General features: G+C 59.9%; 11 protein-coding genes. 10 read left to right on the top strand and 1 reads right to left on the bottom strand.

Annotated features, from left to right (window positions below; genetic code table 11):
- From V3W31_09245 to V3W31_09235, 3 genes are all read left to right on the top strand, one after another.
- Window positions 1-362: GDP-mannose 4,6-dehydratase (locus tag V3W31_09245; GenBank protein MEE9615110.1), on the top strand; the 362-nt coding region annotated here is incomplete at its 5' end.
- Window positions 363-1,433: an HD domain-containing protein gene (locus V3W31_09240; protein ID MEE9615109.1), complete on the top strand. Its 1,071-nt coding sequence runs from the start codon at window positions 363-365 to the stop codon at window positions 1,431-1,433.
- Window positions 1,430-2,035 carry a uracil-DNA glycosylase gene (locus V3W31_09235; GenBank protein MEE9615108.1) on the top strand — a complete coding sequence of 202 codons (606 nt, stop codon included), beginning with the start codon at window positions 1,430-1,432 and terminating at the stop codon, window positions 2,033-2,035. The genes V3W31_09240 and V3W31_09235 overlap by 4 nt, the downstream gene beginning before the upstream one ends.
- A 6-nt stretch (window positions 2,036-2,041) precedes the next feature.
- Here the strand turns inward: V3W31_09235 and V3W31_09230 are convergent, their stop codons facing one another.
- Window positions 2,042-3,352 (bottom strand): MFS transporter, encoded by a 1,311-nt coding sequence (locus tag V3W31_09230; protein MEE9615107.1) that lies wholly within the window; start codon window positions 3,350-3,352, stop codon window positions 2,042-2,044.
- 30 nt (window positions 3,353-3,382) lie between these two features.
- Between V3W31_09230 and V3W31_09225 the strand changes: the two genes are divergently transcribed.
- From V3W31_09225 to gpmI, 7 genes are all read left to right on the top strand, one after another.
- The gene (locus V3W31_09225) at window positions 3,383-4,039 is read left to right on the top strand and encodes a hypothetical protein (protein ID MEE9615106.1); all 657 of its coding nucleotides are present in this window, start codon (window positions 3,383-3,385) and stop codon (window positions 4,037-4,039) included.
- Window positions 4,040-4,100: 61 nt separating this feature from the next.
- A complete protein-coding gene (arsS, locus tag V3W31_09220) occupies window positions 4,101-5,099 on the top strand; it encodes an arsenosugar biosynthesis radical SAM (seleno)protein ArsS (GenBank protein ID MEE9615105.1) in 999 nt (332 codons plus the stop codon).
- A 17-nt stretch (window positions 5,100-5,116) separates the two neighbouring features.
- Window positions 5,117-5,758, top strand: a complete 642-nt coding sequence (nadD, locus tag V3W31_09215; protein ID MEE9615104.1) for a nicotinate-nucleotide adenylyltransferase — start codon at window positions 5,117-5,119, stop codon at window positions 5,756-5,758.
- Window positions 5,706-6,164: a ribosome silencing factor gene (rsfS, locus tag V3W31_09210; GenBank protein ID MEE9615103.1), complete on the top strand. Its 459-nt coding sequence runs from the start codon at window positions 5,706-5,708 to the stop codon at window positions 6,162-6,164. The genes nadD and rsfS overlap by 53 nt, the downstream gene beginning before the upstream one ends.
- Before the next feature lie 56 nt (window positions 6,165-6,220).
- Window positions 6,221-6,691, top strand: a complete 471-nt coding sequence (locus V3W31_09205; GenBank protein ID MEE9615102.1) for a 23S rRNA (pseudouridine(1915)-N(3))-methyltransferase RlmH — start codon at window positions 6,221-6,223, stop codon at window positions 6,689-6,691.
- 58 nt (window positions 6,692-6,749) lie between these two features.
- A complete protein-coding gene (locus V3W31_09200) occupies window positions 6,750-8,120 on the top strand; it encodes a tetratricopeptide repeat protein (GenBank protein MEE9615101.1) in 1,371 nt (456 codons plus the stop codon).
- Between the two features lie 4 nt (window positions 8,121-8,124).
- A partial coding sequence (gene gpmI, locus V3W31_09195; GenBank protein ID MEE9615100.1) for a 2,3-bisphosphoglycerate-independent phosphoglycerate mutase occupies window positions 8,125-9,006 on the top strand: 882 nt, incomplete at its 3' end.

Below are 9,006 nucleotides of genomic sequence, written 5' to 3'. Positions count from 1 at the left end.
GGTTGGAGGTCCCGGTCTACGGCGACGGCACGGCGAAGAGGGATTTTACCTACGTAGGCGACATAATAAACGGGGTCGAGGCGGCCGTCTATAAACCGTTCCCCTACGAGATAATAAACCTCGGAGGCTCGAAGACCCATGAGGTGCATGAGCTCATATCGATAATAGAAAAGAAGCTCGGCAAGAAGGCGAACGTCAAAAAACTTCCGCCCGCCGAGGGCGACGTGCCGGTTACCTGCGCCGACGTCGGCAAGGCCGAAAGGCTTCTAGGCTTCAAGCCCGAGGTCGGCCTCGACGAGGGGGTCGGGAGGTACGTTAGCTGGTTTCTCGGGCGGGAAAAAAGCGGAGCGACGGAGGCATAGGTGAAGAAACTGCATCTAAAGGACCTGAAGGAGAGGGTTAGAGTGGACGACAGCTTCCTCGTAGCGAAGAAGGAGACCGGTGTCAGCAAGGCCGGAAAACCCTATCTGAACCTAAAATTCATGGACCGTACGGGCGAGGTCGAGGCCCGCGTCTGGGACGATGCGGAGGCCATAGGCAGAGGTTTTGAAAAGGGGGACGTGGCCAGGGTAAGGGGCCACGTGGTCTCCTACCAGGGGAAGCTCCAGCTGAACGTGGCCGGGGTGACGGCACTCTCCAACGGTGAGTTCAACATGAGGGACTACCTCCCCGCAACCGAAAGAGACCCGGAAGAGATGATAAAGGAGCTCGACGGCGTCATCTCGGCCGTCGGGGACAAGCACATAAAGGGGCTCCTTACCGCCGTCTTCAAGGACAGCGAGCTCAGGGGGCTCTTTATGACCGCTCCGGCGGCCAAGGCCATGCACCACCCGCGGCTCGGGGGACTCATCGAGCACGTCCTCTCGCTCTGCAAGCTCGGGGAGTTCGTATCATCACATTACAGGCAGCTTAACCGAGACCTCCTCACCGCGGGCCTCATACTCCACGACATCGGCAAAATATATGAACTCTCCTACGACGGCCCCTTCGACTACACCGACGAGGGCAGGCTCATCGGCCACATAACAATGGGTGTGGAGATGGTCGAGGCGAAGATAAAGGAGGTGCCGGACTTCCCCAGGGAGACCTCGATGCTCTTGAAGCACATGCTCCTCAGCCACCACGGCTACCTCGATTTCGGCTCCCCGAAGAGGCCCAAGACGCTGGAGGCCACGGCCCTCTACTACCTCGACGACCTCGACGCGAAGATGGACTCCATAAGCTCCCTTATCGAGAAGGAGGGGGGCAGGGGCAACTGGACCGAGTTCCACAGGCTCTACGAGAGGTTTATCTACAAGGGCGCTCCCGGGTCCCCCGGGGCGGAGGCCCTGGGGGAGAAGGAAGATAGGGTGGAAAAGGGGAAGGAAGGGAAAGGGGAAAAAGGTAAAGTGGGGAAAAAGGAGCCCGACCTCTTCGGCAAGGACGGCGGGTGAGGGGGCTGAAGAAGGGGGCGGAGGGGGCAGCTATATCCAAGATACGGAAGAGGATCGCTTCCGCATGCCGAAGGGACCCGGCCTTAAGCGAGAGCACGCCGGTATTCGGAGACGGCCCGGTCCCATCGGGGCTCATGGTGGTGGGCGAGGCACCCGGAAGGAGCGAGACAAAGCTCGGAAGACCGTTCGTCGGCCGGGCCGGGACTTTTTTCTTCGATATAGTCGAGGACGTCTTCGAGCGGCCCAGGGAAGAACTCTACATAACGAACGTCGTAAAGGTCTGGCCGAAGATAGATACCGAGAGGGGGAGGACCCGCCCTCCGACGAGGGCGGAGATAGCTTTTTTCCTTCCCTACCTGAAAGAGGAAATAGTTGCGGTCGGGCCCGCGACGATAGTCGCGGTAGGAAAGGTCGCGTTCACCGCACTCGTTCCCCAAGGCGAGTTCATCCCCGGCGCGTGGGCCGAATACGGGAGCGGGGTCCCGGTTATGCCCGTCTACCACCCGGCCTATATCCTCAGAAAGCAGAAGAGCCTCCGGGAGCTAACGGCAGGGCTAAGGACGGCGCTCCGGGAGGTCAAGGGGCGCTTGAACTCGTCGTAAGGTCGTTCATTTCAAAGGGTGCGTTTCCTCAAACCCCTCGGCAGCTTCTTTTCCTTTCTTCTCGTCCACGAACTGCAGTAGCAGGAGTCCCACCAGGAAGAAAGCCCCGATCGTGAGGATGGCGTAGCGCTGGTTCCCGGTCGCGGCCGTTACTTCACCGTATATGATGGGGCCGAGGACGGCCGAGAACTTCCCGACCGTAGCGAAGAAGCCGAAGAACTCGGCGTTCTTGCCGTGCGGGGTAAAGAGGCCGAGGAGCGCCCTGCTCGCGGCCTGGTTCGAGCCCATGGCCGCCCCGGCCACGAGCCCCACTATATAGAAGCCCGTCTTGGTCTCGACCATGTAGACCCCGGCCATAACGCCCGTCAATATAACGAGCGTTATGGAGATGGCGCCCCGGGCGCCGAGCCGGTCGGTTATGGGGCCGAACGCCAGGGCCCCGAGTGCCGCGCTTACGTTCACCACCACGAAGTACATAACTATCTCGCCGGGCGTGAAGCCGAGCACCTTGTTCGCGAATATCGCGCTGAAGACCGCGACCGTGTTTATCCCGTCGGTATAGAGGAGATACCCGAAGAAGTACTTTGTGAGTTCCCGGAACTTCCTTATCTCGTGGAAGGTCTCGATCATCCTCCGGAGCCCGCCCCTTATGTGGTGCCCGGCCGTAAGGTTCGCCCGAACTGTCGACCTCTCCCGGAGGAAGAGAAAGGTGGGGATGGAGGCGACGAGAAAGAAGAGGGCCGTAAGCGGGAAGCTCAGCCGGTAGGAGGCGAGGTTCGCGTCAACGAGCCCCCCTTTTATGAGTGGATAGACGAGGATGAGGCATAGGAGCCCGCCCACGTATCCGAGCGCCCAGCCGTAGCCCGATATCCTCCCTATGTTGGACCTGTCCGAGACGTCTATGAGGAACGAGTTATAGAAGTGCATCCCGCCGTTAAAACCTATGTTGGAGAGTGCCAGGAGCATAAGTCCCAGCACTATGTCGCCCGGCCCGACGAAGAAGAGGGCCGAGGTCGCAAGGATACAGAGGGAGGTGAAGAAGAGGAGGAAGCGTTTTTTGAACCCCCCGTGGTCCGCCACCGCGCCCAGGAGCGGCGCCATAAGCCCTATTACCAGCATGGAGAGGGCGTAGCCCCATCCCCAGAGCCTCTCCCCGTTGCCGTCTTCTCCTCCGGCCACCACCGTTGTGAAGTACACGCTGAAGGCCACGGTGATTATGACGGTCGTGTAAGAGGAGTTGGCGAAGTCGTACATGCACCAGGCGAACACCTCGCGCCTTGAGGCCGGGCCCCTGTTCTCCACGCAATTACTTGCCATCGGGTCGTTTTTCTAACATAATAGAGGTCTATGAGTAGAGGCTGGCACAGCATAACCCTGAGCGCGGCGCTCTCCTGGTTCATGAAGCTCGTGCTCGTGGGGCTCTTCCCATATGAGATCTACATAGGGGACTACCTCTTCGCGTTCGCCACCTTCGTGGCCATAGTGCTGAGCCTCGTGCCGAGTATCGTCGAGAGGAACTACAATATCCACCTCCCCTTCGAGCTGGACCTCCTGATAACCCTCGCTATCTTCCTGCACACGTTCCTCGGCGAGGTCATGAGGTTCTACGAGAAGGTATGGCTGTGGGACAAGGTCCTGCACTTTTACGGGAGCGCCGTGATCGCCATGCTCGCGTTTATGATAGTCTACACGCTGCATTATACAAGAAAGCTCCGCCTTACGATACCGTTTATAGGTTTTTTCACCGTGATCTTCGCCATGGCCGTCGGCACCGCGTGGGAGCTCGGGGAGTTCGCCGTGGATAACCTCTTCGATAAGACCACCCAGAGGGACCTTCCGGATACGATGTGGGACCTGGTCTACGACCTGGTGGGCGGGACGCTCGTGGCCGGGATGGGTATGTTATACGTCAGGTACTCCCGGCCCGAGGAGAGGAAGCGGTTCACAAAGCCGCTCGGGGAGGTTTTTAGAAAAAAGGGGAGGATGAGGGGGAGCAGGGTATAACACCTTGACTTGGAAATTATCGCGTACTAAACTTTCAAGCGCCTTTTAAAACGGAGACACTATGGATATCCATTCCAGTTCCGAGGACATTTCGAGCCATACTTTTGACGGTTCTTTGGTTGAGGCCGGGCTCCGGCCCCTTGCGGCCACCGGCCTCTCCACCCTGCAGGTGAACGTCGGGAAACTCTGCAACAAGTCCTGCCGCCACTGCCACGTCGGGGGGGGGGCGGGGATGGAAGAGGTGATGACCAGGGAGACCTTCAACGCCTGTCTCGATGCCCTCTCTTCCGGCGGCCTCTCGGTCGTAGACATAACCGGCGGAGCGCCGGAGATGAACCCGAGCTACAGGTGGTTCGTCGAGAGCTGCCGGGGGATGGGGGGGATGGGCCTCCACGTGAAGACGCGCACCAACCTGACGATAATGCTCGAAGACGGCTATACGGAGCTGCCCGCCTTCTTCGCGGAAAACTCGGTCGAGGTGATCGCCTCCCTGCCGTGCTACAGTGAAGGCACTACCGACGAGGTCAGAGGGAAGGGGACCTTCCGCGGGTCGCTGGAGGCGTTAAGCAGGCTTAACCAAGCCGGCTACGGCAAGGAAGGGTCCGGGCTTCTTTTAAACCTCGTATACAACCCCTCCGGAGCCTTTCTCCCGCCCGTGCAGAGCGAGTTGGAGGCCGCCTTCAGGCGCGAGCTTCTGGAGCGCTACGACATAAGCTTTAACGGCCTATTCGTGCTTACGAACATGCCCGTCGGCAGGTTTGCGGACTCTCTTGAAGCCTCGGGCAGCCTCGACGGATACCGGGAGAGCCTTGTATCTTCCTTTAACCCTGTGGCGGCGGAAAATGTCATGTGCCGCACCACGGTCTCTGTCGGCTGGGACGGCTCCCTCTACGACTGCGACTTCAACCAGATGCTCAGGCTCGGGTGCGCGTCCGGCGCGCCCGGCCATATAAGGGAGTTCGACCGGGCCGGGCTCAAGGGGCGGAGGATCGTGACCGGTCCGCACTGCTACGGCTGTACCGCCGGGGCCGGGTCGAGCTGCGGAGGTCAGACCGTTTGAAGCCGGGAGGATTAAAGATGCGCGTGGCGATAATAGGAGGCACCTTCAACCCCATACACACGGGCCACCTGAGGCTCGCCGAGGAGGTCCGCGAAGGACTCGGCTTTGCACGGGTCATATTTATCCCCGTCTGCCTGCCCCCGCATAAGGACGGCGAGGGGATACCGCCCGCAGCCGAGCGCCTCGATATGGTCCGGCTCGCAATAGAGGGCAACCCCGCCTTCGAGGCCTCGGATATCGAGATAAAGAGAGGGGGCAGGTCGTACACCGTGGAGACCGTAAAGGCGCTTGGCGAGGACGGAACAGGACTCGAACCCGCCATAGTGGTGGGCGCCGACTCCTTTAACGAGATAACCACCTGGTGCGAGTACGAAAAACTTTTTACGCTCGCGGACTTCGTGGTGGTCCCAAGGCCCGGCCACGCGGCGAAGAAGATAGCCGAGGTGGTTCCTGTTGAATTGGCGCGGAAGTTCTGCTATGATGCGGAGAAGGAGGCCTACGTGAGCTCCTACGGGCATTCCGTGACCTATTTCGACACGACGCTCATGGACATATCCTCTTCGGATATACGCAGGAGGGTGGCGGCGGGGATGTCGATAAGGTACCTTGTGCCCCCGGGGGTGGAGGAATATATCCTCGGGAAAGGTCTCTATAAGTAAGGCAAGGAAAAAACAGGAAAAAAAAGACCGGAGAGAGCGGAAACTGGATTCCAGGAAAAAGGCGCTTGAGATAGCAAAGCTCGTCGGCGGGAAGAAGGCCGAAGGGGTGGTTATACTTAACATAAGTAAGCTCTCCAGCGTTTCGGACTACCTGCTGGTCTGTAGCGGCCTGTCCGAGAGGCAGGTCCAGACGATGGCCTCCGCGGTGGAGGAGGGGCTTAAGGCCAAAGGGAAACGCCCGCTCGGGGTCGAGGGTAAAGAGATGGGCAAGTGGGTGCTTATGGACTACGGCGACGTCGTGGTGCACCTCTTCCATGAGCCCGTAAGGGCCCGCTACGATATAGAAGGACTCTGGGTGGACGCCCCACCGCTCCCGATAAAGGACGAGAAAAAGAAGGCCGGATAAGGGGCCCCTGCGCCCCCGGGGTGGGGGGGAGGGGGGGGAGGGGGAGCTTAAAGACATTGAAGATAGTCTTCCTCTGCGTCGGGGGCATTAAAAAAGGGTATATAGCCCGGGGGGTAGAGGAGTACCTGAAGAGGATAGGAAGGTACTCCCCGGTGGAGGTTATCGAGGTAAAGGAGGGGCCGGCGCCTAAGGGGGCTCCCAGGGTCGACGTCCTCAAGAGAGAGGCCGAGAGGATAGTCAAAAAGCTCGGGAAGCGCGACTTCATCGTGGCCCTTTCGGACACCGGCAGGGTCTTCGACTCGAAAGGCTTTTCCGGTTTTTTTGAGAGGATACTCTCCGGCGGGAAGCAGCGGATATGCTTTATCGTAGGAGGGGCCTACGGCCTCCACCCGACGGTCGTGGAGGGGGCGGACGCCAATCTCTCCCTCTCGGCCATGACCATGCCGCACGAACTGGCGAGGCTGGTCCTCTTCGAGCAGGTCTACAGGGCCTTTACCATCATGAAGGGGGAGCCGTACTCGCACTGAACCCCGAGGGCAAAACGTAAAAGACCGCACATTAATAAGAGATCGGACATTAATCGGCATGTATTCCAAACTTGTACTCTTTTTCCTCATAATCGTCGTTGGGGGTTTCTTCTACCTCCATACGATTAATCCCGCGGAGGTGAACTTCGTCATCGCGAAGGACCGGGCCTACGTATTCCCGGTTACCGTGGTCGTGTTCGCGGGGTTTTTCCTGGGCGCCGCGCTCGTCTTCCTGCTCTCTCTCTTCGTCGACGCCAGGAGGGCCATAGCGGACATGAGGCTCAGCCGGGAGAAGAAGCAGAGGGACAGGACGGAGAAGGACTACCGCGACGGTGTGGCGGCGATACTCAAGGGCAGCCCCGCAAAGGCGGTAAGCCTCCTCGAAAAGGCGTTCGCGCAGGATAAGAAGAACATCGACATACCCTTCCGCCTCGCCGAGGCGTACCTGGAGGACGGAAAACCCCAGGAGGCCATGAGGCTCCTCGAGGGATTGCTCCTGAAGAACTCCGGGAACATCGAGGTGCTCTCGGCCATTGCGGACTATGCCGGGAAGATAGGCGACACGTTCAAGGCGGAGGAGACCCTTAAAGAGATAGTCGCGCTCGACCCCGGTAACCCGCACGCTCTCGGGAGCCTCAGGGACATGATGGTGGAGAACGGGGAGTGGCAGAGGGCCGCGGACTACCAGAAAACTCTCGTCAGCCGCCTCTCCGACGGGGAGGAGCGCGCCGCCGGGAATAAGATACTTTCCGGGCTTACCTACGAGAGCGCGGCCGCGACCATTAAAAATGGCGAGGCCGGGGAGGCCGAAAAACTCGACGAGGCGCTCGGCAAGGCGAAGGGGCTGGTGAAGTCCGACGAATCCTTCGTGCCGGGCCATATCCTTCTCGGCGACATACAACTCAGGAAGGGACGCGCCTCGGACGCAAGGAAGACATGGGAGAGGGCGTACGGCAGCCGCCCCGACCCCGCACTTTTCTTAAGGATCGAGGAGCTCTACTTGAAGGAGTCCAGGCCGCAGGAGATAATAGAGAAGTACAGGGCGGCCGTCAGCGAAAGGCCCGGGGATACCGATCTGAGGCTGCTCGCGGCGAGGCTTTACCTGAGGCTCGAAATGGTGGACGACGCCATCGAGGAACTCGAAAGGCTCGGCCAGGAAGGGGAGGACGGTTTTTACCGGGAGGTACTCCTCGGCGAGGCCTACTTAAGGCGCGACCAGGGCGGCAAGGCGGCTAATATCTTCCGGAAGGCGCTCGGGAAGACCCGGCCGGCCCTCGATAAGGAACTGGCCCCGCCGTTTATCTGCTCCGGGTGCAAGCACGGCACGCTCGACTGGCAGGCAAGATGCCGCGTCTGCGGCGACTGGAATACGCTCGTCATGAGTAGAGACACATCCGTCAACTCCGAAAAAGAAACAGTCGCGGGATAAGGCTATGAGGCCGCTCGTGCTGATCGTCCTGGACGGCTGGGGCATAAACCCGAAGAAGGACGCTAACGCGACGGCACTCGCGGACACCCCCAACATCTCAAGGCTCCTTAAGACCTACCCTTCCACTAAGCTTAATACCTCCGGCCTCTCCGTAGGATTGCCCGATGGTCAGATGGGCAACTCCGAGGTCGGGCACCTGACCCTCGGCTCCGGACGTGTCATATTCCAGGACCTCACCCGCATAAACAAGTCCGTCCAGGACGGCTCTTTTTTCGAGAACCCGACCCTTAACAGCACGCTCACAGACATAAAGGAGCGCGGCGCGACCCTGCACCTTATGCTGCTCCTTTCCGACGGAGGGGTGCACAGCCACATATTGCATCTCTACGCGCTGCTCGGTATGGCATGGGAAAGGGGACTTTCCAGGGTATACGTGCATGCCTTCCTCGACGGCAGGGACACCCCGCCGAAGAGCGGGACCGCCTACATCAAAGCGCTCCTTTCGCATATGGGAGAGCTCGGGGTGGGCAGGGTGGCGACCGTATCGGGCAGGTACTACGCGATGGACAGGGACGAACGCTGGGACAGGGTCAAGAAGGCCTACGACGCGATGGTCCACGGCGACGGGGTTAAGGCCGAAGACCCGCTGGAGGCCCTAAGGAAGGCCTACGAAAGAGGCGAGACCGACGAGTTCGTCCATCCCACGGTCATAACCGATAACGGCAAGCCTACGGCCGTGCTGTCGGACGGCGACGGCGTGATTTTTTTGAACTTCAGGGCGGACAGGGCCAGGGAGCTTACCCTCGCTCTCACCCAAGAGGAGTTCACCGGGTTCGACAGGAAGAAAAAGCCCGACCTCGGGTCGTTTACGTGCATGACCGAGTAC

This window comes from Thermodesulfobacteriota bacterium (assembly GCA_036482575.1).
Lineage (GTDB): Bacteria > Desulfobacterota > GWC2-55-46 > GWC2-55-46 > JAUVFY01 > JAZGJJ01.
Note: the sequence above shows the minus strand (reverse complement) of the source record. Positions and strands in the feature narration are given on the sequence as shown.

Bases quoted from the DNA above. Each gene is read 5' to 3' on its own strand.
- arsS (MEE9615105.1), top strand. From the start codon at position 4,101: ATGGATATCCATTCCAGTTCCGAGGACATTTCGAGCCATACTTTTGAC.
- nadD (MEE9615104.1), top strand. From the start codon at position 5,117: ATGCGCGTGGCGATAATAGGAGGCACCTTCAACCCCATACACACGGGC.
- V3W31_09230 (MEE9615107.1), bottom strand. From the start codon at position 3,352: ATGGCAAGTAATTGCGTGGAGAACAGGGGCCCGGCCTCAAGGCGCGAG.
- V3W31_09225 (MEE9615106.1), top strand. From the start codon at position 3,383: ATGAGTAGAGGCTGGCACAGCATAACCCTGAGCGCGGCGCTCTCCTGG.
- V3W31_09200 (MEE9615101.1), top strand. From the start codon at position 6,750: ATGTATTCCAAACTTGTACTCTTTTTCCTCATAATCGTCGTTGGGGGT.